At 77.2% G+C, this 25,962-nt stretch carries 24 protein-coding genes; 18 read left to right on the top strand and 6 right to left on the bottom strand.

Annotated features, from left to right (window positions below; all coding sequences use genetic code 11):
* Positions 1–43: 43 nt before the first annotated feature.
* Positions 44–973 (bottom strand): alpha/beta hydrolase, encoded by a 930-nt coding sequence (locus ACI8AC_RS08495; RefSeq protein WP_456897086.1) that lies wholly within the window; start codon positions 971–973, stop codon positions 44–46.
* Positions 974–1,344: 371 nt separating this feature from the next.
* Here ACI8AC_RS08495 and ACI8AC_RS08490 point away from each other — a divergent pair, with 371 nt between their 5' ends.
* Positions 1,345–2,115: a class I SAM-dependent methyltransferase gene (locus ACI8AC_RS08490; protein WP_456897084.1), complete on the top strand. Its 771-nt coding sequence runs from the start codon at positions 1,345–1,347 to the stop codon at positions 2,113–2,115.
* A gap of 21 nt (positions 2,116–2,136) precedes the next feature.
* On the opposite strand, the gene ACI8AC_RS08485 is transcribed toward ACI8AC_RS08490, so the two are convergent.
* The 4 genes from ACI8AC_RS08485 to ACI8AC_RS08470 all read right to left on the bottom strand — a co-directional run bounded on the left by ACI8AC_RS08485 (position 2,137) and on the right by ACI8AC_RS08470 (position 6,076).
* Positions 2,137–2,922: a hypothetical protein gene (locus ACI8AC_RS08485; RefSeq protein WP_456897082.1), complete on the bottom strand. Its 786-nt coding sequence runs from the start codon at positions 2,920–2,922 to the stop codon at positions 2,137–2,139.
* 244 nt (positions 2,923–3,166) lie between these two features.
* Positions 3,167–4,288, bottom strand: coding sequence for a uroporphyrinogen-III synthase (locus ACI8AC_RS08480; protein ID WP_456897080.1), 1,122 nt, complete (start codon positions 4,286–4,288; stop codon positions 3,167–3,169).
* A gap of 94 nt (positions 4,289–4,382) precedes the next feature.
* Positions 4,383–4,994 carry a uridine kinase family protein gene (locus ACI8AC_RS08475; RefSeq protein WP_456897078.1) on the bottom strand — a complete coding sequence of 204 codons (612 nt, stop codon included), beginning with the start codon at positions 4,992–4,994 and terminating at the stop codon, positions 4,383–4,385.
* Positions 4,973–6,076, bottom strand: coding sequence for an MBL fold metallo-hydrolase (locus ACI8AC_RS08470; RefSeq protein WP_456897076.1), 1,104 nt, complete (start codon positions 6,074–6,076; stop codon positions 4,973–4,975). The genes ACI8AC_RS08475 and ACI8AC_RS08470 overlap by 22 nt, the downstream gene beginning before the upstream one ends.
* Positions 6,077–6,128: 52 nt before the next feature.
* Between ACI8AC_RS08470 and ACI8AC_RS08465 the strand changes: the two genes are divergently transcribed.
* The 5 genes from ACI8AC_RS08465 to ACI8AC_RS08445 all read left to right on the top strand — a co-directional run bounded on the left by ACI8AC_RS08465 (position 6,129) and on the right by ACI8AC_RS08445 (position 9,134).
* Positions 6,129–6,620, top strand: a complete 492-nt coding sequence (locus ACI8AC_RS08465; RefSeq protein ID WP_456897074.1) for a PH domain-containing protein — start codon at positions 6,129–6,131, stop codon at positions 6,618–6,620.
* A gap of 326 nt (positions 6,621–6,946) precedes the next feature.
* On the top strand, positions 6,947–7,528 hold the full coding sequence (gene infC / locus ACI8AC_RS08460; RefSeq protein ID WP_456897316.1) for a translation initiation factor IF-3: 582 nt from the start codon (positions 6,947–6,949) through the stop codon (positions 7,526–7,528).
* A gap of 95 nt (positions 7,529–7,623) precedes the next feature.
* Entirely contained in the window at positions 7,624–7,818 is a 195-nt protein-coding gene (gene rpmI, locus ACI8AC_RS08455) for a 50S ribosomal protein L35 (RefSeq protein ID WP_456897072.1), read from the top strand.
* 34 nt (positions 7,819–7,852) lie between these two features.
* Positions 7,853–8,236 (top strand): 50S ribosomal protein L20, encoded by a 384-nt coding sequence (gene rplT / locus ACI8AC_RS08450; protein ID WP_456897070.1) that lies wholly within the window; start codon positions 7,853–7,855, stop codon positions 8,234–8,236.
* A gap of 103 nt (positions 8,237–8,339) precedes the next feature.
* The gene (locus ACI8AC_RS08445) at positions 8,340–9,134 is read left to right on the top strand and encodes a TrmH family RNA methyltransferase (protein ID WP_456897068.1); all 795 of its coding nucleotides are present in this window, start codon (positions 8,340–8,342) and stop codon (positions 9,132–9,134) included.
* Between the two features lie 93 nt (positions 9,135–9,227).
* On the opposite strand, the gene ACI8AC_RS08440 is transcribed toward ACI8AC_RS08445, so the two are convergent.
* Positions 9,228–11,477: a diguanylate cyclase domain-containing protein gene (locus ACI8AC_RS08440; RefSeq protein WP_456897066.1), complete on the bottom strand. Its 2,250-nt coding sequence runs from the start codon at positions 11,475–11,477 to the stop codon at positions 9,228–9,230.
* Positions 11,478–11,653: 176 nt separating this feature from the next.
* On the opposite strand from ACI8AC_RS08440, the gene pheS reads away from it, so the two are divergent.
* The 12 genes from pheS to tyrS all read left to right on the top strand — a co-directional run bounded on the left by pheS (position 11,654) and on the right by tyrS (position 25,612).
* Positions 11,654–12,736, top strand: coding sequence for a phenylalanine--tRNA ligase subunit alpha (gene pheS / locus ACI8AC_RS08435; RefSeq protein ID WP_456897064.1), 1,083 nt, complete (start codon positions 11,654–11,656; stop codon positions 12,734–12,736).
* Positions 12,737–12,764: 28 nt separating this feature from the next.
* The gene (gene pheT, locus ACI8AC_RS08430) at positions 12,765–15,233 is read left to right on the top strand and encodes a phenylalanine--tRNA ligase subunit beta (RefSeq protein WP_456897062.1); all 2,469 of its coding nucleotides are present in this window, start codon (positions 12,765–12,767) and stop codon (positions 15,231–15,233) included.
* Positions 15,226–16,032, top strand: coding sequence for an SDR family NAD(P)-dependent oxidoreductase (locus tag ACI8AC_RS08425; RefSeq protein ID WP_456897060.1), 807 nt, complete (start codon positions 15,226–15,228; stop codon positions 16,030–16,032). Before pheT ends, ACI8AC_RS08425 begins: the two co-directional genes overlap by 8 nt.
* A 238-nt stretch (positions 16,033–16,270) precedes the next feature.
* Positions 16,271–17,326: an N-acetyl-gamma-glutamyl-phosphate reductase gene (gene argC / locus ACI8AC_RS08420; RefSeq protein WP_456897058.1), complete on the top strand. Its 1,056-nt coding sequence runs from the start codon at positions 16,271–16,273 to the stop codon at positions 17,324–17,326.
* A complete protein-coding gene (argJ, locus tag ACI8AC_RS08415) occupies positions 17,323–18,474 on the top strand; it encodes a bifunctional glutamate N-acetyltransferase/amino-acid acetyltransferase ArgJ (protein WP_456897056.1) in 1,152 nt (383 codons plus the stop codon). The genes argC and argJ overlap by 4 nt, the downstream gene beginning before the upstream one ends.
* Positions 18,471–19,598 (top strand): acetylglutamate kinase, encoded by a 1,128-nt coding sequence (argB, locus tag ACI8AC_RS08410; protein WP_456897054.1) that lies wholly within the window; start codon positions 18,471–18,473, stop codon positions 19,596–19,598. Before argJ ends, argB begins: the two co-directional genes overlap by 4 nt.
* Positions 19,595–20,782: an acetylornithine transaminase gene (locus ACI8AC_RS08405; protein WP_456897052.1), complete on the top strand. Its 1,188-nt coding sequence runs from the start codon at positions 19,595–19,597 to the stop codon at positions 20,780–20,782. Before argB ends, ACI8AC_RS08405 begins: the two co-directional genes overlap by 4 nt.
* Positions 20,779–21,723 carry an ornithine carbamoyltransferase gene (gene argF / locus ACI8AC_RS08400; RefSeq protein ID WP_456897050.1) on the top strand — a complete coding sequence of 315 codons (945 nt, stop codon included), beginning with the start codon at positions 20,779–20,781 and terminating at the stop codon, positions 21,721–21,723. Before ACI8AC_RS08405 ends, argF begins: the two co-directional genes overlap by 4 nt.
* A 10-nt stretch (positions 21,724–21,733) precedes the next feature.
* On the top strand, positions 21,734–22,267 hold the full coding sequence (locus ACI8AC_RS08395; protein WP_456897048.1) for an arginine repressor: 534 nt from the start codon (positions 21,734–21,736) through the stop codon (positions 22,265–22,267).
* Positions 22,264–23,697: an argininosuccinate lyase gene (gene argH / locus ACI8AC_RS08390; protein ID WP_456897046.1), complete on the top strand. Its 1,434-nt coding sequence runs from the start codon at positions 22,264–22,266 to the stop codon at positions 23,695–23,697. The genes ACI8AC_RS08395 and argH overlap by 4 nt, the downstream gene beginning before the upstream one ends.
* Positions 23,661–24,338, top strand: a complete 678-nt coding sequence (locus ACI8AC_RS08385; RefSeq protein WP_456897314.1) for a DNA-3-methyladenine glycosylase — start codon at positions 23,661–23,663, stop codon at positions 24,336–24,338. Before argH ends, ACI8AC_RS08385 begins: the two co-directional genes overlap by 37 nt.
* The gene (tyrS, locus tag ACI8AC_RS08380; RefSeq protein ID WP_456897044.1) at positions 24,335–25,612 is read left to right on the top strand and encodes a tyrosine--tRNA ligase; all 1,278 of its coding nucleotides are present in this window, start codon (positions 24,335–24,337) and stop codon (positions 25,610–25,612) included. Before ACI8AC_RS08385 ends, tyrS begins: the two co-directional genes overlap by 4 nt.
* Positions 25,613–25,962 lie beyond the last annotated feature (350 nt).

Here is a 25,962-nt window from a genome sequence, read left to right as displayed (position 1 = left end):
CGGCCCGGGAGGGACGGCGCGGCGGCCGTCCCTCCCGGGAGGCTCATCCCAGGGCGCCCTTGACCTCGCGGGCGATGTCCTCGACGAGGGTCTGGTAGCGGCCGCACATGCCGCCCAGCCAGAACAGGCCGTGGATCTGGCCCTCGTAGCGCTGCAGCGTGACCGGTACGCCGGCCTCCCGGAGCCGTTCGGCGTACTTGGCGCCGTCGTCGTGCAGCGGGTCGAACTCCATCACCGCGACGAAGGCCGGGGGCAGGCCGCTGAGGTCGGCCGCCCGCGCCGGGGAGGCGTAGGGCTCCGTGCGGGCGGCCTCGTCCGGGACGTAGTGGTCGCGGAACCAGCGCATGGAGGCGGCGGTGAGCAGGTAGCCCTCGCCGTTGGACCGGTAGGACTCGGTCTCCATGTCGGCGCAGTCGGTGACCGGGTAGATCAGCGCCTGGAAGGCGATCTCGGGGCCACCCCGGTCGCGGGCCATCAGCGCGACGACCGCGGCGAGGTTGCCGCCGGCGCTGTCCCCGGAGACGACGAGGCCGGCCGGCTCGGTGCCCAGTTCCTCCAGGTGCTCGGCCACCCACTGGGTGACGGCGTAGCAGTCCTCGGGCGCGGCGGGGAACGCCGACTCGGGGGCCAGCCGGTACTGCGCGGAGACGACCACGCACCCGGTCGCCTCGGCCAGCGCGCGGCACGGCCCGTCGACGACCTCGATGTTGCCGATCACCCAGCCGCCGCCGTGGAAGTAGACGAGCGCACCCCGCGGCGACCCGTGCGGCCGGTAGATCCGCACCGGGAGCGCACCCGCCGGACCCGGCACGGTGCGGTCGCCCACGGCGGCGACCGGCACGAGCTCGCCCTGCATCTCGCGGAAGGAGTTGGCCATGTCGCGGGCCTGGGACACCGACAGGGCCGAGATGTCGGGTGCGCCCTGCGCCTCCATGGCGTCGAGCAGGGCCTGGGCTTGCGGGTCCAGTGGCACGGGAGTCCTCCTGACGTCGGTGTCATGTGGTGGTCCGTAACCTAGGTCACACCGTGGGTCCAGCACGAGGCCCTCCTGCCGGCCACCCCGTCGCGGTGAGGGGGCCGGAACGCAGGGGTGACGCCGATGCCGCGGCCGGGGGGCGGCCGCCGCGCAGGCCGCCCCCGTGCCCACCGCCCCGCTGGTCGAGTCGACCCGGGGCGAGGTGCTGCTCCGGGTGGCCGCCGCCGACAGCGCACTTCCGGTCGCGGGCACGCGCGGACACGCCGTCCTCCCCGGCCGCGGGTGCGCACTCGGCGGGCGCCGTCATCCACTTGCCGCAATGGCAAGCACGCTTGCCGCTAGGGCGCCGGTCGGCGGACGCTGCCGGCATGCGCGACGACGATCCCCCCGCCACCCGTTCCCGGGCCGGGGACCGCACCGGCGGGCCCGGCGGCCACGACCACCCGGTCGGACCGCCGGGGGCCGACGGGCCGGCGTACGACCGGGCGTGGTGGGAGGAGCGGTACCGGTCGGCGCCCGGGCTGTGGAGCGGGCGGCCGGGCGACGTCCTCGTCAGCGAGGTCGCCGACCTGCCGCCGGGCCGGGCCCTGGACGCCGGCGCCGGGGAGGGTGGCGACGCGCTCTGGCTGGCCGGGCGCGGGTGGCAGGTCACCGCGGTGGACCTCTCGGTGGTGGCGCTGGACCGCGGCGCCCGCGCCGCCGCCGAGCGCGGGCTGGCCGACCGGATCGAGTGGCGGCAGGCCGACCTGGCCGCCGAGCCCCCGCCGCCGGCCGCCTTCGACCTGGTGTGCAGCGCCTACCTGCACCCGCCGGCCGCCGTCCGGGACGCGGTGCTGGCCGGGCTCGCCGCCGCGGTCGTCCCGGGCGGGACGCTGCTGGTCGTCGCCCACGACCCCGGTGAGCTGGCCCGCGGCCTGCGGCCCGAGGCGCCGCCGGACTTCTTCGTGTCCGCGGAGGAGCTGGCGGCGCTGCTGGACCCGCCCGAGTGGGAGGTCCAGGTCGCCGGGGCCCGGCCGCGGCCGGCCCGCCCCCACGAGGTGGACGGCGCGGGCCGGCACGGTCCCGACGGGCACGGTCCCGACGGGCACGGCCACGGGGTCGCCGATGCGGTGCTGCGCGCCCGGCGCCGGGCCCGGTGAGCGCGGGACGGGGCCGTCGGCTCAGGAGCGCGGCAGGCCCAGGTCGGCCAGCGTGGCCGCGACCAGGTCGTCGCGCAGCAGGTCCAGGACCAGCAGCCGGTGCACGAGCACGCCCCGCCGGGTGAGCCGCAGGTCGGTGCACCGCAGCCGGGGCAGCGCCGCACCCCCCGGCCGGGACCGGTGGGGCGGCGGGTCCAGGAGGCCGCGACGCTGCAGGTCACCGAGGTCCTCCAGCGCGCCCCACGCGGGCCAGCCGCGGGGCTCGGCGGGCAGCGGCGCCATCGGCAGCGGCACCCGGTCGCGGCGGCCGACCGCGGCCAGCCACGCCAGCTGCCGGCCGGTCAGCCCGGAGGCCAGCCGCAGCCCGGTCCGCACCGCGCCGGCGTCCAGGTCGGGGGAGACGGCCGTCTCGGCCAGCAGGTAGCCCAGGTGGCGCACCCGCCACTCCTCGGCGGTGGCCGCGGCCTCCCGCAGCACCTCGCCGGCGAGCTCGTCCAGCGGCGTGCGCCCGTCGGACACGACCCGGTCGCTGCGCACCGCCCGGCCCTCGGCGGCGCGGGTCACCGCCAGCTCGGCGGCGAAGGCCAGCGCCGCGCCCGCCCGCGCACCCGCCCGGCTGCCGGGCAGCTCCGCCGCCTCGGCGGCGGCGCGGCGGAGCACCTCGGCCAGGGCCGGCTCCAGCCGGACGCGGGCCGACGACGGGTCGAACAGCAGCGTCGCCGCGGTGCGGGCCATCGAGCCGGCGACGAGCGAGCCGGCCTCGACCAGGGTGCGGCCGGGGGCCGGCGGGTCCTCGGGAGCGGTCACGGGCGGATCCTCCCCGGTGGGCGCGGCACCACGCACGCCCGCGGTCGCCCGGCTCCCCCCAGCGGGGCAGCGTCGGCCGGCCCGGAGGAGGTCGGCCGGCGCCGCGGGTCCCTGCCGGGAGGTCACGCGCCCGCCGATCCCCGCCCTGATCATGGGCTTCTCGCCGGCCGGCCCGGCGTGTCCTCCCGTGTCATCGGCGAGAAGCCCATGATCACCAGAAGTGGGGAGGCCGGCGGCCGGCGGATCACACCGCCAGGCGGTACCCCCGACTCGCCACGGTCTCGACCAGCGGCACCCCGAGGGCGGCGTGCAGCCGGGTGACCGCCGTCTCCACCGCGTGCCCGTCCCCGCCCCCGGGGAGCACACCTTCCAGCTCGGGCCGGGAGCACACCGCCCCGGGGCGGGCCGCCAGGGCCCGGAGCACCGCCATCGGCCCGGGGGGCAGGTCGACGACCCGCCCGTCCACCAGGGCGACGTGCCCGCGCACCTGCAGCGCGTGCGGGCCGACGTGCAGCACCGGGTCCCGCTCGGGCAGCCGGGCCACCACCTCCCGCGCCAGCGCGCCGAGCCGGGAGCGCCCGGGCTGGACGGTGCGGACGCCGGCCGCCTCCAGCGGGGCCGCGGTCACCGGCCCCACCGCGACCGGCAGGACGCCGTCCTGCAGGGCCGCCACCAGCTCGGCCCGCCGGCCCAGGTCCTCGGCGACGGAGAGCAGGCTCGCGGCGGCCGGCGCGCTGGTGAAGGTCACCGCGTCCACCGCCCGGACCCCCACCGCGGCGACCAGGCGGCGCAGCGGGTCGACGTCCTCGGGCAGCACCCACCGGTAGACCGGCACGGTCAGCACCTCGGCGCCGCCGGTGCGCAGCGCGGCGACGAAGTCCGACAGCGGGTCGCCGTGCAGCTGGACGGCGATGCGGCGGCCGGCCAGCGACCCCTCCGCGCCGGACAGCAGGTGCTCGAGCACCTCCGCCGAGGACTCCGACGGCGGTGACCAGGCGTCGACCAGGCCGCCGCCGCGGATCGCCCCGCGCGCCTTGGGGCCCCGGGCCAGCACGCGGGCGCCGCGCAGGTGGTCGACCAGCGGCAGGTCCCACGCCCCGGCGGCCTCCAGCCAGCCGCGGAACCCCACGCCCGTCGTGGCGACGACCAGGTCGACCGGGCGCTCGAGGACCCGGCGGGTGGCCGCCACCAGCTCGGCGTCGTCGGCCAGCGGCACGATCCGGATCGCCGGGGCGTGCAGCACCCGGGCACCGCGCCGCTCGAGCAGCGCACCCAGCTCCTCACGCCGGCGTGCCGCCGTCACCGCCACGGTGTAGCCGGTCAGCGGCAGGGGACCGGCGGTCCCCTCCGGAGCGGTCTGGCTCACGCGTCCCCCTCGTCGTCGCGGCGGCCCGGGAGCGGCCCCGCACCACCCCATGGTCCCGGGCCGGCGTCGCGCCCGTGCGTCGGTGCGACGCACGTCACTGCCTGCCCCCGGTGCCGTCCACGCGCACGTCGGCCCGCTCCCGGGTGCGCTCGGCCGCGAACGCCGCCGCCTCGGTCCCCTGCCAGCGCCGCCACTGCGGCTCCAGGGCCGCGCCGTCGCGGGCCAGCCCCCGGGCCAGCCGCAGCGCCGCCGGGGCCTCCACCCACACCCGCAGCACCGCCCACGGGTCGGCCGCCCGGGGGCAGCTCCCGCAGCCCTCCACCACGAGGGCGTCCCCGGCCGGGACGTCGACGGGGACCGGGGCGAACCGCCCGGCGGCCCAGTCGTAGCGGTGGAAGGCGCCGCCCTCGCCGCCGGCCAGCGGCCGCAGCACCCCGGCGGCCAGCCGCGCCCAGGCGCCGGTCAGCGTCCAGCCGGCGTAGAGGTCGTCCATGTGCACCAGGGGCGCGCCCAGCGCGGTGGCGAGCGCGCGGCCGAGGGAGGTCTTGCCCGAGCCCGCCGGGCCGTCGACGCAGACCAGCCGGGTCCGGCCCAGGCGCGGTGCGGCGTCGCGCACCCGGACGGCGAGCGCGGTCACCCGGGCGGAGGCCGCGTCGGCCGCCCCCGCGGGGTCCGCACCCGGCGTCAGCGGGCCGCGACGGTCCACGTCGGCACGGGCCCACCGCTGCCGACGACCAGCCCGCGGCGGGCCAGCAGCCGCAGGTGGGCGTCGGTCTCGGTGACCGCGAAGATGCGCATCCGCCGCTCGTAGTCCTCCCACGGCCGGGACCACGTGAGGTGGGCGGCCAGCTGCCACGGGGTGGCGTGCGGGTGGGCGCGGATGGCGGCCAGGAGCTCGGCCAGCCGGCGCTCGTGGTGGACCCGCAGCTGCGCCGTCCGCCCGGCCAGGCCGCGGAAGCGCCACTCGTGCGCGGGCAGCACCTCGGCGGCCGCACGGCCGCCGGACGAACCGCCGAACCGGCTGCCGACCGACTCCAGCGAGGCCAGGAAGTCGCCCAGCGGGTCCGCGGCGCCGAACCCGGACGTCGACACGTTGGGGCTGATCCGCGGCAGCACGTGGTCCCCGGAGAAGAACAGGCCGGTGCGCTCCTCGGCGAAGCACAGGTGCCCGGCGGTGTGCCCGGGGGTGTGCACCGCGCGCAGCGACCAGCCGGGCAGGTCGGCCCGGTCGCCGTGCTCGAGCAGCCGGTCGGGCACGACCATGTCCGCCAGGCGGGCCATGCCGGCGGGGGCGCCGACGTCGGCCGCGGCCTCGTCCGGGTCGGCGCCGAGGGAGACCAGGAAGGCCACCTCCTCGGCGACCACCTGCTCCGGGGGCTTGCGGGTGAAGTGGTGCACCGCCCGCAGGTCGGCCGGGTGGATGGCCACCCAGGCGCCCGAGGCCGCCGCCACGCGGGCCCCCAGCCCGATGTGGTCCCAGTGCACGTGGGTGACGAGCACCCCCCGCACGTCGGCGACGGAGGCGCCGACCGAGGCCAGCCCGTCGCGCAGCGCCCGCCAGCCCTCCTCGCTCTCCCAGCCGGTGTCGACCAGGCCGAGGCCGCCGCCGGCGAGGGCGAGGGCGTAGGTGGTCACGTAGCGCAGCGGGTTGTGCGGGATGGGGACGGGCAGCGACCACAGGCCCGGCCGCACCTCCTCGACGGGCGGCAGCACGCGCTGCTGCCACGCCTCGTGCTGCACGGTGCCGGTGACCTCCGTGCCCGAGACGTCCGTGCCCGGGACCTCCATGCCGGCCACTCTGCCAGCACCACCGCCCGGGCCGGCCTGGGACCATGGGGGCGTGCCGACGCCCGCACCGCCTCCCGTCTCCGCCGTCCCCCGCCGGTGGCGGCTGCTCTGCGCCCTCGCGGCGGCCACCGTGCTCGCCGTCCTCGCCTTCGTCGGGCTGACCCTGGACGAGCAGACCTCCGGGGTGGTCCGGTACACCGCCGCCGACCAGGTGGCCGTCGTCCTGCTGGGGGTGCTCCTCGCCCTCGGCCTGCTCGCCCTGGGCCGGCCCCGGCTCGACGCCGACGCCGAGGGGGTGCGGGTGCGCAACCTGGCGGGGGTGCGGACGGTGCCGTGGACGGCGGTGCGGGCCATCCGCTTCGACCGGCGGTTCCGCTGGGCCACGCTGCTGCTCACCAACGACGACGAGTTCGCGCTGCTCGCCGTCCAGGGCGCCGACGGCGAGCGGGCGGCGGACGCGGTCGAGGGGCTGCGCGCCCTGCACGCCGCCGCCCTGGCCCGGCAGCCGGCGCCGCCGCCGCTGCTGTACGGCCCCGGGGAGTGACCCGACCCCGGGAATGACCTGCGCGCCCGTCGCGCTGTAGCATGGGCGTGCCTCCCCGCTACACCGAGGCGCGCGAACCACTTCGGCGGCCCTGCCCCGGGCCGCCGACACCAAGAGGAGCCCGCTCCCACCTGCCGCCCCCCGGGCGTCCAGGTCCCCGGATCGCGGACCACCGGCCCGCCGGCGGTCCGCGTCGCGCGACGAGCCCCGTGCCCGTCGCCCCCGGGTCGAGTGGGCCCCGTGAGCAGACCGCTCGCGGGGCCCGTCGTCGTCCCGGGCCCGGTCGGGCGAGCGGCTCCTCCCGTGCAGACAGCAGAGGAGAGGCCATCACCGAGCCCCGCATCAACGACCGTATCCGCGTCCCCGAGGTCCGCCTGGTCGGCCCGGAGGGCGAGCAGGTCGGCATCGTGCCGATCGGCGAGGCGCTGCGCCTGGCCCAGGACTCCGAGCTCGACCTCGTCGAGGTCGCGCCCATGGCCCGGCCGCCCGTCGTCAAGCTCATGGACTACGGGAAGTTCAAGTACGAGTCGGCGCAGAAGGCCCGCGAGGCCCGGCGCAACCAGGCGCTCACCGTCATCAAGGAGATGCGGCTGCGCCTGAAGATCGACCCGCACGACTACGAGACCAAGAAGGGCCACGTCGAGCGCTTCCTGCGCAGCGGCGACAAGGTCAAGATCACCGTGATGTTCCGCGGTCGCGAGCAGTCCCGGCCGGAGATGGGTTACCGGCTGCTGCAGCGGCTGGCCGCCGACGTCGCCGAGCTGGGCGTCGTCGAGTCCAACCCGAAGCAGGACGGGCGGAACATGGTCATGGTGATCGCCCCGCACCGCAACCAGGCCGCGACCGACGCCTCGCGCCGCTCGGCCAAGGCGGAGAAGCAGGCCGGGAACCAAGCGCCCGACGCCTGACGCGGACCCAGGCGCCACCGCACCGACGTACCGGCGCCGGCGCGGCAGCTCGAGGCTGCCGTGCCGCGCCGGGCAGACCGACGAACGAGGACGACATGCCGAAGCAGAAGACCCACAAGGGCACCGCCAAGCGGGTGCGCATCACCGGCACCGGCAAGCTCATGCGCGAGCAGGCGAACAACCAGCACAAGTTCGAGCACAAGTCGTCGCGGCGCAAGCGCCGGCTCGACCAGGACCAGGTCATCAGCCCGGCCGACGCCAAGAACCTGAAGAAGCTGCTGGGCCGCTGAGCGCCCCCCGCACCGAGAACGAAGGAGCACTCACGTGGCACGCGTGAAGCGGGCGGTCAACGCCCAGAAGAAGCGCCGGACGACGCTGGAGGCCGCCAGCGGCTACCGCGGGCAGCGTTCGCGGCTGTACCGGAAGGCCAAGGAGCAGATCCTCCACTCGGCCACCTACAACTACCGCGACCGCAAGGCGCGCAAGGGTGACTTCCGCAAGCTGTGGATCACCCGCATCAACGCCGCCGCGCGGCAGAACGACATGACCTACAACCGGTTCATGCAGGGCCTCAAGCTCGCCGGCATCGACCTCGACCGGCGGGTGCTGGCCGAGCTGGCCGTCAGCGAACCGGCCACCTTCACCGCCCTGGTGGAGACCGCCCGCGCCGCCGTCGCCGCCGCCCCGGCCGGCGAGCAGGCCGCCTGAGCGCAGCACCCCGACGCCGCGTCCGCCGTCCCCGCGCCGCGAGATCCGTGGGCCCGGCGGCCCCGGTGACCCCGACCGCGCCGATCCCGTGGGGGAGGACGCCGTGAACCGGCCGCTGACCGACCGCTCCGCCCGCGTGGTGGCCGCCCGCAAGCTGACCCGCCGGGCCGGCCGGGACGCCGCCGGGCTCTTCCTCGCCGAGGGCCGGCAGGCGGTCGCCGAGGCGCTGGCCGACCCGGACGCCGTCCGCGAGGTCCTCGTCACCGAGGCGGCCGCGGCCGCGCACGCCGACCTGCTGGCCGGGACGGCGGTGCCCGTGCGGACGGTCACCGAGAAGGCCGCGGCCTCGCTGTCGGAGACGGTGACCCCGCAGGGCCTGCTCGCGGTGTGCGCCCTCCGCGACGTCCCGGCCGCCGGGCTGGTCGCCGCCCCGCCGCCCCTCGCCGTGGCGCTGGCCGAGCTGGCCGACCCGGGCAACGCCGGGACCGTGCTGCGCACCGCGGACGCCTGCGGGGCCGGCGCCGTGGTCTTCGGTGCGGGCTCGGCCGACCCCTACGGCGGCAAGGCGGTGCGCGCCAGCGCGGGCAGCCTCTTCCACGTCGACGTCGTCCGCGGCGCGCCGCTGCCCGCGCTGCTGCCCGAGCTGCGGGCCGCCGGGGTGAGGGTGCTGGCCGCCGACGGCGGCGGGGAGGCGGCGCTCGACGAGATCGCCGCCTCCGGGGGGCTGGCCGGGCCGGTGGTGTGGCTGTTCGGCAACGAGGCCAGGGGCGTGCCGGCCGAGCTGGCCGCGCTGGCCGACGCCCGCGTGCGCATCCCGATGCGCGGGCGGGCGGAGAGCCTCAACCTCGCCGCGGCCGCCGCGATCTGCCTCTACACCACCCAGCTCGCCCAGGCCTGACCGGAGTGCGCGGGCGCGGTTCCCGCGTCCCTCGCGCTCCGCTCCCGCCCGCCCCGGGCACCCCGCGCCCGCCCCGGGCACCCCGGCTCCCGCTCAGCGGCGGGAGGCGTACATCCGCATGTCCGCGGCGTGCAGCAGCGCCGGGAAGTCGGCGCCGTCCCCGGGCCAGACGCCCACGCCGATGCTCGCGCCGACGCGGACCTCGCCGCCGCCCAGCGGCACCGGGGCACCGACCGCGGCCACCAGCTCGTCGGCCACCCGCCGGGCCTCCGCCGCCGCGGTCCCCTGGGGCAGGCCGACCAGCGCCACGAGGAACTCGTCGCCGCCGAGCCGGGCCAGCAGGTCGCCGCGGCGCAGCCGCCGCCGCAGCCGGTCGGCCACGGTGACGAGCAGCTCGTCGCCCGCGGCGTGGCCGAGCCGGTCGTTGACGCCCTTGAAGCCGACCAGGTCGACGAAGAGCAGGGCCAGCGCCTCGTCGCGCGCCCGGGCGTCCCACAGCGCCAGCTCGACCTGCTCCTCCAGCCGGCGGCGGTTGGGCAGGCCGGTCAGCGGGTCGGTGTAGGCCAGCTGCTCGATCCGGGCCAGGTAGGTGCGGGTGCGGTCGCGCTCCTGCTCCAGCGCCCGCTCGGCCTCGACCCGGGCGGTGACGTCGACCTGGACCCCGATGTACTGCGCGATCGCGCCGTCGGGGCCCAGCACCGGCGCCAGGTGCAGCTCGTTCCACCACGGCGTCCGCTCCGGGCCGCGGTGGTTGAGCACCGTGACCCGGCACTCCTCGCCGGCGTCGACCGCACGGCGGACGGCGGCGACCACCGCGGGGTCGGTGTCCGGGCCCTGCAGGAACCGGCAGTTGCGGCCGAGCAGCTGCTCGCGGGGCAGCCCGGCCAGCTGCTCGAAGGCCGGGTTGACGTAGACCAGCGGCTGGTCGGGCAGCCGCATGTCCACGATGGAGACCCCGCTGGGCGTGGCGGCCAGCGCGTGCTCGACGAGGGTGCCGCCGGCGAGCACGGCCGGGCGGAGCTGCTGAGCGGCGCGGGACGGGGCGGCCGGGGCCGGCGCGGCGGCCGCCGGGGTGTCCGGCAGCGGCTCCTGCCGCGGGGCGACCCGCGCCAGGAGGGCGGCGGCGGCGCGGACGACGGTGTCCCGGTCGTAGGTCAGCGCGTAGGCGAAGCGCCGCTCGGCGTCCGGGCCGGCGTCGCCCAGGTCGCGGGCCAGCAGCGCCGCGGCGAAGTGCGGGCCCACCACCGCGACGTCCCACTCCCCGCGCACCGGGTCGGCGGGGTGCAGGGCGGCCCCGCGCAGCCCGGGCAGCGGCTCGACGGGCAGGTCCTCTCCGAGGGCGCAGACGAACCCGGTGCGCTCCACCAGGTCGCGGTAGCGCTGGGTGGTCGACGGCGTGAAGTGCCGGGCCTCCTGGAACGTCGCGGCCACCACGCACGCCGAGCCGAGCCGCATCGCCTCCCGCTCCAGCTGCTTGGACAGCTCGATGAGCAGCGTCTTGCGGGAGGTCCGCAGGGGGACGTCGGCGGGCAGGCAGGCGAAGGGGGAGACGTCGGCGTCCCGGCTGACCGGGTCGGCCCGCTGCCCGGGCAGCGCCAGCTCGCCGTGGACGGCGCCGGGCACCGGGCCCGGACCGGGGCGGCCGAACAGCCAGCCCTGGCCGAGGGTGGCGCCGAGCGCGCGGGCGGTGGCCAGGTGCGCGTCGTCCTCGATGCCCTCGGCCAGCACCACCGCGCCGGTGCGCTCGGCGTGCGCGTTGACCGCGTTCATGATCTCGGCGACCACCGGGCCGGGCCGCTCCTGCACCAGCCGCAGGTCGAGCTTGATGACGTCGGGGCGCAGCAGCGGCATGAAGGCCAGGGACATGGGCACGGCGCCGACGTCGTCGACCGCCACCCCCCAGCCCACGGCCCGGACCCGCTCGACGGTGCGCAGCAGCTCGGCCGGGCGGGCGGCGAGGGCGCGCTCGGTGATCTCCAGGACGACGCGCAGGCCGCCGGGCGCGGCGGTGGCCAGCGCCATCAGGTCCTCCAGCGGCGCCCGGTCGAGCACCTCCGGCTCGACGTTGACGAACAGCGTCAGCGGCGCCTGCAGGCCGCACTCGACGGCGCCGCGCAGCGCGGCGCTGCGGCAGGCGGCGTCCAGCTCGGCGAGCCGGCCGGCGGCGCGGGCGGCGGCGAAGAGCGCGTCGGGCCGCTCGAGGGGCCCCTCCGGGCCGCGGGCGAGGGCCTCGTAGGCGACGACCGCGCCGCTGTCGAGGTCCACGATGGGCTGGAAGACGCTGCGCACGCCGGCGCCGGCGAGGACGTCGTCGATGCCGGTTCCGAGGGTGGGGACGGTCACGGCCCTCTCATCGGCCGTCCCGGTCCGGGGCTCTCCCGCTGCGGGCCGCGGCTCACCCCGACGGGTGGGCCCGGCCGCCGGCACGGTCCCGGTGGCCACCCGTCCGCGCGCCCTCACTCCCGGCGGCCCGGAACCCGCGGGCGCCCCCGGCGGGGTGGCGGGCAGAATGGCTCCCCGTGTCTGGCGCCAACGACCCCTACGACCCCAAGCAGGTCGCCGCGCTGTCCGCCGAGGCCCTCGACGCCGCGGTCGAGGAGGCGCGGCGGGCCTTCGCCGGCGCCGGCGACCTGGCGGCGCTGGCGGCCGTCCGGCCGGCCCACCTCGGCGACCGCGCGCCCGTGCTGCTCGCCCGCCGCGAGCTCGGGGCGCTGCCGCCGGCCGCGCGGGCCGACGCCGGCAAGCGGGTCAACGCCGCCCGGCAGGCGCTGACCGCGGCCTACGAGACCCGGCTGGCCGAGCTGGAGGCCGAGCGCGACGCCCGGGTCCTGGCCGAGGAGCACGTCGACGTCACCCTGCCCTGGGACCGCACCCCCCGCGGGGCCCGGCACCCGATCACCACGCTCATGGAGCGGATCGGCGACGTCTTCGTCGGGATGGGCTACGAGGTGGCCGAGGGCCCGGAGCTCGAGGCGGAGTGGCTGAACTTCGACGCGCTCAACATCGGCCGCGACCACCCGGCCCGCACGATGATGGACACGTTCTTCGTCGCGGGCGGGCCGGGTCAGGACGAGGACTCGGGCCTGGTCCTGCGCACCCACACCAGCCCCGTGCAGGCGCGGACCATGCTGGCCCGCACGCCGCCGATCTACGTCGTGGCCCCGGGGCGCACGTACCGCACCGACGAGCTCGACGCGACGCACACCCCGGTGTTCCACCAGGTGGAGGGGCTGGCCGTCGACCGCGGCCTGAGCATGGCGCACCTGCGCGGCACGCTCGACCACCTCGCCCGGTCGCTGTTCGGCGCCGGGGCCCGGACCCGCTGGCGGCCCTCCTACTTCCCGTTCACCGAGCCCTCGGCGGAGTTCGACGTGTGGTTCCCCGAGCACCGCGACGGACCCCGGTGGGTGGAGTGGGGCGGCTGCGGGATGGTGAACCCGCGGGTGCTCGTCGCCTGCGGGGTCGACCCCGACGAGTACAGCGGCTTCGCCTTCGGCCTGGGCATCGAGCGGGCGCTGCAGTTCCGCTCCGGGGTGGGCGACATGCGCGACATCGTCGAGGGCGACGTCCGGTTCACGCGGGCGTTCGGGGTGGAGCAGTGACCGACCGGCAGCAGGGAGAGGCAGCGCAGTGAGGGTCCCCATCGGCTGGCTGGCCGAGCACGTCGACCTCCCGGCGGAGACCACCGTCGAGGACCTCGACACCGCCTTCGTGCGCCTGGGCCTGGAGGTCGAGGCGGTGCACCGGCCCGAGGAGGTCACCGGGCCGCTCGTGGTCGGGCGGGTCCTGGAGGTCGAGGAGCTGACCGGGTTCAAGAAGCCCATCCGGTACTGCCGGGTGGACGTCGGCGAGGACGAGCCGCGGGGCGTCGTCTGCGGCGCGACCAACTTCGCCGTCGGCGACGCGGTCGTCGTCGCCCTGCCGGGTTCGGTGCTGCCCGGCGGTTTCGCCATCTCCGCGCGGACGACCTACGGCCACGTCTCCGACGGGATGATCTGCTCGGCCCGCGAGCTCGGCATCGGCGAGGACCACGCCGGCATCCTGGTGATCGCCACCGGTGACGACAGCCCGGCGCCGGGCACCCCGGCCGGCCCGGTCGTCGGCCTGGACGACGTGGTCGTCGAGCTGGCCGTCACCCCCGACCGCGGCTACTGCCTGTCCATGCGCGGCATCGCCCGCGAGATGGGCACGGGCCTGGGCGTGGCGTGGCGCGACCCGGGCGCGCTCACCCCGCCGGCGTGGTCCGGGGACCCGGCCTGGGCGGTCACCGTCGAGGACGCCGCCCGCTGCGACCGGTTCTCCATGATCGCGCTGGAGGGGCTGGACCCCACCGCGCCGAGCCCGTGGTGGATGCGCCGGCGCCTGGCGCAGTCGGGCGTGCGCAGCATCTCCCTGGCCGTCGACGTCACCAACTACGTGATGCTCGAGCTCGGCCAGCCGATGCACGCCTTCGACCGCGACCGCGTCACCGGGCCCGTCGCCGTCCGGCTCGCCCGCCCGGGGGAGCGGCTGACCACCCTCGACGGCGTCGACCGGGCGCTGGACGCCGACGACCTGCTCATCACCGACGGCACCGGCGCCATCGGCCTGGCCGCGGTCATGGGCGGTGCCTCCACCGAGATCGGTGACGGCACGAGCAGCGTGCTGCTCGAGGCCGCGCACTGGGAGCCGACCGGGGTGGCCCGCACCGCGCGGCGGCACCGGCTGCCCAGCGAGGCGGCCAAGCGGTTCGAGCGGGGCGTGGACCCGGAGATGACGATGGTCGCGCTGGCCCGGGCGGCGGCGCTGCTCGGCGAGTACGGCGGCGCCCGCGTCGTCGGCACGCCGGTCGACGTCGACACCCGCGCCCCCCGCCCGGTCGTCCCGCTCGACGCCGCGCTGCCCGGCCGCGTCGCCGGGGTGCCCTACACCCGCGCCCAGGTGGTCGAGCTGCTCGCCGCGGTCGGCTGCACCGTCGACGGGGACGGCGAGAAGCTGGCGGTCACCCCGCCGCCGTGGCGCCCCGACCTCACCGACCCCGCCGACCTCGTCGAGGAGGTCGTCCGGCTGGCCGGGTACGACGACGTGCCCTCGGTGCTGCCCACCGCCCCGCCCGGGCGCGGGCTGACCGAGACCCAGCGCCGCCGCCGCGCGGTCGGTCGGGCCCTCGCCGAGGCCGGCTACGTCGAGGCCCCGGCCTACCCCTTCGTCGGGACCGCGGCCCTCGACGCGCTGGGCCTGCCCGAGGACGACCCCCGCCGCGCGGTGGTCCTGGTGCGCAACCCGCTGTCGGAGGAGGAGCCGGCGCTGCGGACGACGCTGCTGCCGGGGCTGCTCGCCACCCTGGCCCGCAACCTCGCCCGCGGGCAGCGCGACCTCGCCCTGTTCGAGCACGGCTCGGTGTTCCCGGGCGACCGGCGCAGCCCCGCGCCGCTGCCCGGCGTCGACCGCCGGCCCGACGACGACGTGCTGGCCGCGCTCCTGGGCGCGGTGCCGGCGCAGCCCTGGCACGTGGCCGTCGCGCTGGCCGGGCACCGCGAGCCGCGCGGGTGGTGGGGCCCGGGCCGGCCCGCGGTCTGGGCCGACGCGGTCCAGGCCGCCCGGCTGGTGGGCGCGGCGGCGGGCGTCGAGGTGGCGGTGCGCGCCGGCGAGCGCGCGCCCTGGCACCCCGGCCGCTGCGCCGAGCTGCTGGTCCACGGTGCGGTCGTCGGGTACGCCGGCGAGCTGCACCCGCGGGTGTGCGCCGCGCTGGAGCTGCCGGCCCGCACCTCGGTCATGGAGCTCGACCTCGACGCCCTCCCCGCGGCAGGGGTGCCCGTGGGCCCGCGGGTGTCGGCCTTCCCGCCGGTCCTCATGGACCTCGCCCTGGTGGTCGCCGAGGACGTCCCGGCCGCCGAGGTGGACGCCGCGGTGCGGGCCGGGGCCGGGGACCTCCTGGAGTCGCTGCGGCTCTTCGACGTCTGGTCCGGCGCCCCGGTGCCGGCCGGGTCGCGCTCGCTGGCCTACGCGCTCACCCTGCGCGCCCCCGACCGCACGCTCACCGGCGAGGAGGCCGCCGCCGTCCGGGACGCCGCGGTGGCCGCCGCGGCCGAGCGCACGGGGGCGGTGCTCCGTGGCTGAGCTCTCGGGGCAGGTGGCGCTGGTGACCGGGGCGTCCACGGGGATCGGCCGGCACCTCGCCGAGGGTCTGGCCCGCCGCGGGATGGCGGTGGCCGGCCTCGCCCGCAGCGCCGACCGGCTGCAGGCGGCGATGGACGAGGTGGCGACGGCCACCGGCGCCCGCACCCTCGCCGTCCCCGCCGACGTCACCGACCGCACCGCGGTCGAGGAGGCCGTCGCGCGGGTCCGGGAGGAGCTGGGCCCGGTCGACCTGCTGGTCAACAACGCCGGCGTGGTGGACGAGGCCGAGGTGCCGCTGTGGGAGGCCGACCCCGACCAGTGGTGGGACGTCGTCTCCAGCCACGTCCGCGGCGGCTTCCTGCTCTGCCGCGCCGTCGTCCCCTGGATGGTGCTGCGCAACCGGGGCCGGGTGGTGAGCCTGGCCAGCGGCATGAGCGTGCGGGCCCGCCCGGAGTACTCCGCCTACTCGGTCGCCAAGACCGGGCTGATGCGCATGACCGAGGCGCTGGCCGGTGCGCTGGAGGGCCTGGACGTGCGGGCCTTCGACGTCTCGCCCGGCGTGGTCGAGACCGCGATGACCCGCGCCATGCCGGTCTGGCAGGGCTACACCGACTGGACCCCGCCCGAGCGCGTGGTCGAGGTGGTGGCCGCCATCGCCGCGGGGGAGCTGGACGCCTGGTCCGGCCGCTACCTGCGGGCCGGCACCGACGACCTCGACACGCTGCGCCGGCTCGGCCCGGACGACGTCGCCCGGCAGCTGCGGCTCGTGCCCTACGGGGACGACGACCCGCTGGCCTGACCCGCGGCGGTGAGGTCCCCGACCGTCCTCCCGTCCGCGACCCCGGCCTCGGACCCCCGCGTCGACCCCGGCCTCGATCCCCTCCGGCCGCCCACGTCCGTGAGTGCAGTGGCACCCGGAGACGTAGGCCGTCGCCCTGGGACGCACCGGGCGCCGGCGCCCGGTGCAGCGGCGCGGACCTGCTGTCCCGGAGACCTCCTCGTGAAGGTTCATGCATACCTGTGTATGGTCATGCAGCATGAGCTCAGCGCAGACGTGGACGGTCGGGGTCACCGGCGCCACCGGGTACGCGGGGGGTGAGGTGTGCCGGCTGCTGGCCGGGCACCCGCACCTGCGGCTGGCCGGGGTGCACGCCAACTCGAGCGCCGGCCGACGCCTCGGTGAGCTGCAGCCCCACCTGCTCCCGTACGCCGACCTCGAGGTGCAGCCCAGCGACGCGGCGAGCCTGGCCGGGTACGACGTCGTCGTCCTGGCCCTGCCGCACGGCGAGTCCGCGGCGATCGCCGCGCAGCTGCCCGAGGACACCCTCGTCGTCGACTGCGGGGCCGACCACCGGCTGAACGACCCGGCGGCCTGGGCCCGCTGGTACGGCTCCGAGCACGGCGGCGCGGCGCACCCGGGAGCATGGCCCTACGGCCTGCCCGAGCTGCCCGGCCAGCGGGAGCAGCTCGCCGGCGCGCGGCGGATCGCCGTGCCCGGCTGCTACCCGACCTCGGTCACCCTCGCCCTCGCCCCGGCACTGGCCGCCGGCCTGGTCGAGCCCGACGTCGTCGTCGTGGCGGCCAGCGGCACGTCCGGCGCCGGGAAGTCGGCCAGACCGCACCTGCTCGGCAGCGAGGTCATGGGCTCGGTCAGCGCCTACGGCGTCGGCGGGGTGCACCGGCACACGCCGGAGATGGTGCAGACCCTCTCGCAGGCGGCCGGCGAGCCGGTGGGGGTCAGCTTCACCCCGACCCTGGTGCCGATGAGCCGGGGCATCCTCGCCACCTGCTCGGCGAGGCTGCGGGCCGGTGTCGACGCCGCCGCGGCCCGCGCCACCTACGAGAAGGCCTACGCCGACGAGCCGTTCGTGCACCTGCTGCCCGAGGGCCGGTGGCCCACGACGGCGCAGGTGCTCGGCGCCAACACCGTCGCCCTGCAGGTCGCCGTCGACCCCGACGCCGGCCGGCTGGTCGTCGTCGCCGCGGTCGACAACCTCACCAAGGGCACCGGGGGAGCGGCGCTGCAGTGCGCCAACCTCGCCCTCGGCCTGCCGGAGACCACCGGCCTGCCGCTCGTGGGCGTGGCGCCGTGACGGTCACCGCCCCGCAGGCGTTCCGCGCCGCCGGCGTCGCCGCCGGCCTGAAGTCCAGCGGCGACCCCGACGTCGCGCTGGTCGTCAACGACGGGCCCGACGACGCCGCCGCGGCGGTCTTCACGACCAACCGGTTCCCGGCCGCGCCGGTGCAGTGGAGCCGGCAGGTCCTCGGCACCGGCCGGGTGCGCGCCGTCGTCCTCAACTCCGGCGGCGCCAACGCCTGCACCGGACCCGAGGGCTTCGGTGACACCCACGCCACCGCCGAGCACGTGGCCGCCGAGCTCGGCATCGGGGCGATCGACGTCGCCGTCGCCTCCACCGGGCTGATCGGCGTCCGGCTGCCCATGGACCGGCTGACCGCCGGGGTCACCGCCGCGGCCGCCGGCCTGTCGGCCGAGGGCGGGGCCGACGCCGCCCGGGCGATCATGACGACCGACTCCGTGCCCAAGACGACGGTCCAGGCCCGCGACGGCTGGACCGTCGGCGGCATGGCCAAGGGGGCCGGCATGCTCGCGCCGAGCCTGGCCACGATGCTCGTCGTCCTCACCACCGACGCCGCCGTGCCGCCGGAGGTCCTGCAGGCCGCGCTGCGGCGGGCGACCGGCGTGAGCTTCGAGCGGGTGGACTCCGACGGCTGCCTGTCCACCAACGACACCGTGCTCGTGATGGCCAACGGCGCCGCCGGGGCCACCCCGACGCCCGAGGAGCTCACCGAGGCGCTCACCGCCGCGTGCACCGACCTGGCGATGCAGCTGCTCGCCGACGCCGAGGGCTCCACCAAGGACATCGCGATCACCGTGCGCAACGCCGCCAGCGTCGAGGACGCCCTCGAGGCCGGCCGCGCCTGCGCCCGCAACAACCTGCTCAAGACCGCGCTGTTCGGCAACGACCCCAACTGGGGCCGGGTGCTGGCCGCCATCGGCACCACGCGGGCCGCCTTCGAACCCGACCGGGTCGACGTCACGATCAACGGCGTCACCGTCTGCCGCGGCGGCGCGATCGGCGACCCGCGCGAGGGCGTGGACCTCACCGGCCGCGCCGTCACCATCGACGTCGACCTGCGCGCCGGCGAGGAGCAGGCCACCGTCTGGACCAACGACCTGTCGATCGCCTACGTCCACGAGAACTCGGCCTACTCCACATGAACCCCGCGAACGCACCCGAGCCGCACGTGCCCACCGCCCGCGACGCGCGTGCGCAGGACCCGGCGCACGCGAGCACGGCGCAGGACCCGGCGCACGCGAGCACGGCGCAGGACCCGGCGCACGCGAGCACGTCGCAGGACCCGACACCGCCGGACGTCCGGGTCGACGAGGTCCCCCCGCCGCCGCGGCGCACCGTCGGCACCCGCCGGGTCATGCGCACCTACGACCCCGAGGGCGACCGGCTCAAGGTCGCCGTCCTCACCGGTGCGCTGCCGTGGCTGGAGGAGTTCCACGGCAACGTCGTGGTCGTGAAGTACGGCGGCCACGCCATGGTCGACGAGGAGTGCCGCCGGGCCTTCGCCGAGGACATGGTCTTCCTGCGGACCTGCGGCATCCTGCCCGTCGTCGTCCACGGCGGCGGCCCGCAGATCAACAGCATGCTCGGCCGGCTCGGCATCGAGAGCGAGTTCCGCGGCGGGCTGCGGGTGACCACCCCGGAGACGATCGGCGTGGTCCGCATGGTGCTCACCGGGCAGGTCACCCCGGAGGTGGTCGGCCTGATCAACGCGCACGGTCCGCGCGCGGTCGGGCTGTCCGGCGAGGACGGCGGGCTGTTCACCGCCGAGCGCACCTCCGCGCTCGTCGACGGGAAGCCGGTGGACGTCGGCCTGGTCGGCGACGTGGTCGACGTCGACCCCGCCCCGGTCCAGGCGCTGCTGGCCGCCGGGCACATCCCGGTGATCGCCACGGTCGCCCCCGACCGGGACGGCGTGGTGCACAACGTCAACGCCGACACCGCCGCAGCCGCGCTGGCCGTCGCGCTCGGCGCGGTGAAGCTCGTCGTGCTCACCGACGTCGAGGGGCTCTACGCCGACTGGCCCGACCGCGACTCGCTGGTGCAGCAGATCGACGCCGCCGAGCTCGCCGAGATCCTCCCGACCCTGGACGCCGGGATGGTCCCGAAGATGGCCGCCTGCCTGCGGGCGGTCGAGGGCGGGGTGAAGCGGGCGACCGTCGTCGACGGGCGCACCCCGCACGCCCTGCTGCTGGAGATGTTCACGTCGGAGGGCACCGGGACGATGGTCGTCCCGGCCCAGGGCACCGGAGGGGAGCCGGCACCATGACGCGCACGGAGGAGCTGGCCGCCCGCTGGTCGGCGGTGATGATGGCCAACTACAAGGCGCCGCCGGTCGCCCTGGCCCGCGGCGCCGGGGCGACGGTGTGGGACGTCGACGGCCGCGAGTACACCGACCTGCTCGGCGGGATCGCCACCACGATCCTCGGCCACGCCCACCCCCGGGTGGTCGAGGCGGTGGCCCGGCAGGTGGCCACGCTGGCGCACGTCTCCAACCTCGCCATGCACGAGCCCGGGATCCGGCTGGCCGAGCGCCTGCTGGAGCTGGCCGGCCGGCCCGGGCGGGTGTTCTTCTGCAACTCCGGCGCCGAGGCCAACGAGGCCGCGTTCAAGATCAGCCGGCTGACCGGCCGGCCCGAGGTGGTCACCGCGGAGGGCGCCTTCCACGGGCGGACGATGGGCGCGCTCGCGCTCACCGGCCAGCCGAGCAAGGCCGCGGCGTTCGCGCCGCTGCCCGGCGGCGTCCGGTACGTGCCCTACGGCGACCCGGAGGCCCTGGCCGGGGCGGTGGGGGAGCGGACCGCGATGGTGCTGCTCGAGCCGATGCTCGGCGAGGGGGGCGTGCTGCCGGCCCCGCCCGGCTACCTCGCCGCGGCGGCGGGCGCGGCCCGGGAGGCCGGCGCGCTGTTCGCCGTCGACGAGGTCCAGACCGGCACCGGCCGCACGGGGCACTGGTTCGCGCACCAGGCCGACGGGCTCCAGCCGGACGTCATCACGCTGGCCAAGGCGATCGGCGGCGGGCTCCCGCTGGGGGCCACCCTCGCCTTCGGGCCGGCAGCGGACCTGCTGACCGCCGGTTCGCACGGCTCGACCTTCGGCGGCAACCCGGTGGCCGCGGCCGCCGCACTGGCGGTGCTGGACACCATCCGCGACGAGGGGCTGCTGGAGCGGGCCAAGGAGCTCGAGCACCGGTTCACCGCCGGCATCGAGGGCCTCGGCCACGACGGCGTGGCCGGCGTCCGCGGGCGCGGCGCGCTGCTCGGCGTCGTCCTCACCGCCGACGTCGCAGGCGCCCTGGAGGTGGCGCTGCGGGAGGCCGGCTTCCTCACCAACGCGGTCGCCCCCGGCGTGCTCCGGCTGGCGCCGGCCCTGGTGCTCACCGACGCGCAGGTGGACGCCTTCGTCGCGGCCCTCCCGGCCGCCCTCGACACCGCCCTGGAGGCCGCACCGTGACCCGGCACTTCCTGCGCGACGACGACCTCACCCCCGCCGAGCAGGCGCAGGTGCTGGCGCTGGCCGCCGAGCTCAAGCGCACCCGGCACACCGACGCCGCGCCGGCCCCGCTGCGCGCGCCGAACGGCGTGCCCCGGGCGGTCGCCGTCCTGTTCGACAAGCCCTCCACCCGCACCCGGGTGAGCTTCTCCGTGGGCGTGGCCGAGCTCGGCGGGTACCCGCTGGTGATCGACGCGGGGTCCAGCCAGCTCGGCCGTGGTGAGCCCGTCGAGGACACCACCCGCGTGCTCGACCGGCAGGCAGCCGCCATCGTCTGGCGGACCTTCGGCCAGGACCGCATCGAGGCCATGGCCGCGGTCAGCCGGGTCCCGGTGGTCAACGCCCTCACCGACGAGTTCCACCCGTGCCAGATCCTCGCCGACCTGCAGACGGTCGCCGAGCGCCGCGGCGAGCTGGCCGGGCTCACGCTGACCTACCTGGGTGACGGCGCCAACAACATGGCGCACTCCTACCTGCTGGGCGGGGCGACGGCCGGCATGCACGTCCGGATCGGCTCCCCCGAGGCCTACCGGCCGTCGAAGGCGGTGCTGGAGCGGGCCGCGGAGATCGCCGCCGGCACCGGCGGCTCGGTGCTCTGGACGGCGGACCCCGCGGCCGCCGTCGAGGGCGCCGACGTCCTGGCCACCGACACCTGGGTGTCGATGGGCCAGGAGGGCGAGCACGACGCCCGCGTGGCGCCGTTCCTGCCCTACGCGGTCGACGAGCGGGCGCTGGCCCGGGCGGCCACCGACGCCGTCGTGCTGCACTGCCTGCCGGCCTACCGCGGCAAGGAGATCGCAGCCGCCGTCATCGACGGGCCGCGCAGCGCGGTGTGGGACGAGGCGGAGAACCGGCTGCACGCCCAGAAGGCGCTGCTCGCCTGGCTCCTGGAGCGGTCGTGACGGGGCGACGATGACCTCGGCGGTCACCCGGTCGGCGCGCCAGGCGCGGATCCGCCGGATCGTCGAGGACCGGCCGGTCACCTCGCAGACCCAGCTGGCCGCGCTGCTGGCCGAGTCGGGCATCGAGGTCACCCAGGCCACGCTGTCCCGGGACCTCGAGGAGCTCGGCGCGGTCAAGATGCGCGGCTCCGACGGCGCCCCGGCGTCCTACGTGCTCCCCCCCGAGAACGCGCCCCTGCGACCGGCGCAGGCGGCCCCCGCCCGGCTCACCCGGCTGCTGGCCGACCTGCTCACCAGCGCCGAGGGCAGCGCGAACCTGGCGGTGCTGCGCACCCCGCCCGGGGCGGCGCAGTTCCTCGCCTCGGCGCTGGACAAGGTGGGGTTGCCCGACGTCCTGGGCACCATCGCCGGGGACGACACGCTGCTGGTCGTCTCCCGCGACCCGCACGGGGGCCCCGCCCTCGCCGACACCCTGCGGGGGATGGCCGAGCGGTCGCCGTCCGCCCCGCACCACCCGACCGACCCGGAGGAGAACCCCGAGTGAGCGCGCCCCAGACCACCCGCCTGTGGGGCGGCCGCTTCGGCGGCGGCCCGTCCCCGGCGATGGCCGCGCTGTCGCGGTCCACGCACTTCGACTGGCGGCTCGCCCCGTTCGACCTGGCCGGGTCGCGCGCCCACGCGCGCGTGCTGCACCGCGCCGGCCTGCTGGCCGACGACGAGCTCGAGCAGATGCTGCGGGCGCTGCGCGAGCTCTCCGACGAGGTCGCCGCCGGCACCTTCGCCCCCGTGGAGTCCGACGAGGACGTGCACGAGGCGCTCGAGCGCGGCCTCACCGAGAAGCTCGGCACGCTGGGCGGCAAGCTGCGCGCCGGCCGCAGCCGCAACGACCAGATCGCCACCGACCTGCGGCTCTACCTGCGCCACTCCGTGCGGGCGCTGGTCGCCGAGCTGTCGTCCCTGGAGTACGCCCTCGTCGGCCTGGCGGAGCGCTACCGGGACGTCGCCGCGCCGGGCATGACGCACCTGCAGCACGCCCAGCCGGTGCTCATCGCCCACCAGCTGCTGGCGCACGCGCACGCCTTCGCCCGCGACGTGGACCGGCTGCGGGACTGGGACCGGCGGGCCGCGGTGAGCCCCTACGGCTCCGGCGCGCTGGCCGGCTCCTCGCTGCCGCTGGACCCCGACGCCGTCGCCGCCGAGCTGGGCTTCGACCGGGCGTCGGACAACTCGATCGACGGGGTGAGCGACCGGGACTTCGCCGCGGAGTTCTGCTTCGCCGCCGCGCTGGTCGGCGTCCACCTCTCGCGGCTGGGCGAGGAGGTCGTGCTCTGGACGTCGACCGAGTTCGGCTGGGCGCGCCTCGACGACGCCTGGGCGACCGGGTCGTCGATCATGCCGCAGAAGAAGAACCCCGACATCGCCGAGCTGGCGCGGGGCAAGTCGGGCCGGTTCGTCGGCAACCTCACCGGCCTGCTCACCATGCTCAAGGGCCTGCCGCTGGCCTACGACCGCGACCTGCAGGAGGACAAGGAGCCGGTCTTCGACTCCATGGAGCAGCTGCTCCTGCTCCTGCCGGCGGTCACCGGGATGACGGCCACGCTCACCCTGCGGCCGGAGGTGCTCGAGGCCGCCGCGCCGCAGGGCTTCGCCCTGGCCACCGACGTCGCCGAGTGGCTGGTCCGGCAGGGCGTGCCCTTCCGCTCGGCCCACGAGATCAGCGGCGAGATGGTGGCCTTCTGCGAGCAGGCCGGGCTCGAGCTCGGCGAGCTGGACGACGACCAGCTCGCCGGCATCGACGAGCGGCTCACCCCGGAGGTGCGCTCGGTGCTCTCGGTGCCGGGTGCGCTGGCCGCCCGCAGCGCCCGCGGCGGCACGGCGCCGGAGCGGGTCGCCGGGCAGCTGGCCGCGCTCCGGGAGCTCGCGGCCGAGCACGCGCGCTGGGCGGCCGACTCGCCCGTGGCGGCGGCGCTCTGACCGCTCCCGGACCGCTGCTGACCGCCGACGAGCTGCTCGGTCGGCCCGAGGAGGTCGCCCCGGCGCTGCTCGGCTGCTGGCTGGTGACCGACCGGCCCGACGGCACGGTCGCCGTCCGCCTCACGGAGGTGGAGGCCTACGCCGGCGACGGCAGCGACCCGGCGGCCCACTCGCACCGCGGGCCCACGCCCCGCGCCGAGGTCATGTTCGGCCCGCCGGGGCGGCTGTACGTCTACCTCAGCTACGGCATGCACTGGTGCGCCAACGTGGTCGTCGGCCCGGAGGGGGACGGCGCGGCGGTGCTGCTGCGCGCCGGCGACGTGGTGGTGGGGGAGGACGTCGCCCGCGCCCGCCGGCCCGCCGTGCGGGCCACGCGCGACCTCGCGCGCGGCCCGGCGCGGCTGACCCGGGCGCTGGGCATCGGCCCGGGGGACAAGGGCACCGGGCTGCTGTCGGCCGCCGGCGACGTCCGCCTGCACCGGGGGACGGCGCCGGCCGGGGTCTCCGCCGGCCCGCGCGTCGGGATCAGCGTGGCCACCGGGCTGCCCTGGCGGTTCTGGGAGACGGGCGCGGCCTCGGTGAGCGCCTTCCGGCCGGGTGGGCGCCCACGCCGGCGCGGCGGGCAGGATGGTGCCCCGTGAGCGACGTGATCGACGAGCTGCACCGGCGGGGCCTCATCGCCCAGAGCACCGACGAGGAGGAGCTGCGCAAGCACCTCGCCGGGGGACCGGTCACCTACTACTGCGGCTTCGACCCGACCGCGCCGAGCCTGCACGTCGGCCACCTGCTGCAGTTCATGGTGCTGCGGGCCCTGCAACGGGCCGGGCACCAGCCGGTGGTCCTCGTCGGGGGCGCCACCGGGCTGATCGGCGACCCCCGGCCCACGGCCGAGCGCCAGCTCAACGACCGCTCCACCGTCGCGGAGTGGGTGGCGGGGATCCGCCGGCAGGTGGCGCCGTTCCTCGACGTGCCGGCCGAGCGCGACGGGCTGCGGCCGCCGGTGTACGTCGACAACCTGGACTGGACCGGCCCGCTGTCGGCGATCGACTTCCTCCGCGAGGTCGGCAAGCACTTCCGGGTCGGCCGGATGCTGGCCAAGGAGGCGGTCGCCGCCCGGCTGGCCTCCGAGGCGGGCATCAGCTACACCGAGTTCAGCTACCAGGTCCTGCAGGCCAACGACTTCCTCGAGCTGTACCGGCGGCACGGCTGCACCCTGCAGAGCGGCGGCTCCGACCAGTGGGGCAACCTCACCGCCGGCATCGACCTGATCCGCCGGACGGAGGGCGTCGGCGCGCACGCGCTGTCCACGCCGCTGGTGACCAAGTCCGACGGCACCAAGTTCGGCAAGAGCGAGAGCGGCGCGGTGTGGCTGTCCCCGGAGCTCACCAGCGCCTACGCCTTCTTCCAGTTCTGGCTCAACGCCGACGACGCCGACGCGCGGGCCTGGCTGCCGCTGTTCTCCGAGCGGCCGGCCGAGGAGGTCGCGGCACTGGTCGCCGAGTCCCTCGAGCGGCCCGCCGCCCGGGCGGCCCAGCGGGCCCTGGCCGAGGAGCTGACCCTGCTGGTGCACGGGGACGACGAGCTGCGGCAGGCCGAGGCCGCCGGGCGGGCGCTGTTCGGCCGGGACGACCTCGCCGCCCTCGGCGCCGACACCCTCGGCGCGGCCCTCCGCGAGGCGGGCAGCGTGACGGTGCAGGGCGAGGTGCCCACCATCGCGCACCTGCTCCAGCGCACCGGGCTGGTCGCCAGCCTGTCCGAGGCCCGCCGCACCGTGAAGGAGGGCGGTGCCTACCTCAACAACGAGCGGGTCACCGACGCCGACGCCGTCCCCGGGGAGGACGCCTGGCTGCCCGGCGGGTGGCTGGTCCTGCGCCGCGGCAAGCGCTCGGTCGCCGGCGTCGAGCGCGTCCCCTGACCCCGGCGGGCCGTGTGAACGGCTCGTGACGGGCACGTCTCGGCCGGGTGTCCGGCGTCACCCGGGACCGGTTTGACACGGCCTCCGGGCCCACGTAACTTTCTCTCTGCGCCGCGCGAGACCGCCTGAGGGTGGCCGGCGGGGGGCCCTGGAGGGCCGCCCGGGCGGGGCGTAGAGTGGGACAAGCCGCCATCGACGAGGCCCGGGAGGGTCGGGTTGGTGTGCGTCCGCTCCTTGAGAACTCAACAGCGTGCCGAAAGTCAGTGCCAAGTAACAACCCCTTTGTGGGTTCCTTTGGTTGAGATTGATCGCGATCTGTCAGGTCGCGGTTCTCGGCCGGGTTTCAAGCA

It is taken from the genome of Geodermatophilus sp. SYSU D00758 (assembly GCF_054049955.1).
The sequence above is the reverse complement of the archived record's forward strand: the minus strand, read 5'-3'. Positions and strand labels throughout refer to the sequence as shown.

Coding starts and splice junctions, on each gene's coding strand:
- ACI8AC_RS08490 (WP_456897084.1), top strand. CDS start 1,345: ATGCGCGACGACGATCCCCCCGCCACCCGTTCCCGGGCCGGGGACCGC.
- ACI8AC_RS08470 (WP_456897076.1), bottom strand. CDS start 6,076: ATGGAGGTCCCGGGCACGGACGTCTCGGGCACGGAGGTCACCGGCACC.
- rpmI (WP_456897072.1), top strand. CDS start 7,624: ATGCCGAAGCAGAAGACCCACAAGGGCACCGCCAAGCGGGTGCGCATC.
- argC (WP_456897058.1), top strand. CDS start 16,271: ATGAGCTCAGCGCAGACGTGGACGGTCGGGGTCACCGGCGCCACCGGG.
- argB (WP_456897054.1), top strand. CDS start 18,471: ATGAACCCCGCGAACGCACCCGAGCCGCACGTGCCCACCGCCCGCGAC.
- ACI8AC_RS08405 (WP_456897052.1), top strand. CDS start 19,595: ATGACGCGCACGGAGGAGCTGGCCGCCCGCTGGTCGGCGGTGATGATG.
- ACI8AC_RS08395 (WP_456897048.1), top strand. CDS start 21,734: ATGACCTCGGCGGTCACCCGGTCGGCGCGCCAGGCGCGGATCCGCCGG.